Below are 535 nucleotides of genomic sequence, written 5' to 3' on the forward strand. Positions count from 1 at the left end.
GGTTAGTAGTTAACCGATACGCGCTTTGAAAGAAAAAGTCGCATTGCATAAATCCCAAATTAGAAAAAACAAGTAAAAAGCCACGAGAACGAACATCAGTTAATAAAAATAAACCAATGTTGAAAACTTTTTCTTTAATTTTTATAACATCAGTTAATAAAAACAAACCAATGTTGAAAACTTTTTCTTTAATTTTTATAACATCAGTTAATAAAAACAAACCGATGTTGAAAACTTTTTCTTTAATTTTTATAACATTTAAGTTTTTGAAACTTTCATAATTTTACACTTTCATTTTCCTATAGCCTTTTTGCAAAAAATCATTTTCTCAACTTTATTACTGGTATTAATCCAGGATATTTTTAATAGAAAAAGAAGTTATGTTGCAAAAATCAATCAGTTGGAGATTTTGATAAAAAGATGGTTGGTTTGGTCATCTTCTAATTAAGCATATGATAGACTTTGAGATTATATTTATAGACTTAAGATTCAAGAAACAAAATGGCGGACACAATGAGGGGGCTAGGGTGGGGCT

At 27.7% G+C, this 535-nt stretch carries 1 protein-coding gene; it reads right to left on the reverse strand.

Features of this window, described 5'->3' with window-relative positions; genetic code table 11:
* Positions 1-220 (reverse strand): hypothetical protein (locus N2201_07540; GenBank protein ID MCX7786051.1); only part of this gene is annotated, 220 nt, incomplete at its 3' end.
* Between the last annotated feature and the right edge of the window lie 315 nt (positions 221-535).

The sequence above is a fragment of the candidate division WOR-3 bacterium genome, assembly GCA_026418155.1.
In the GTDB taxonomy this organism is placed as follows: domain Bacteria; phylum Hydrothermota; class Tepidihabitantia; order Tepidihabitantales; family CAIPLT01; genus JAOABV01.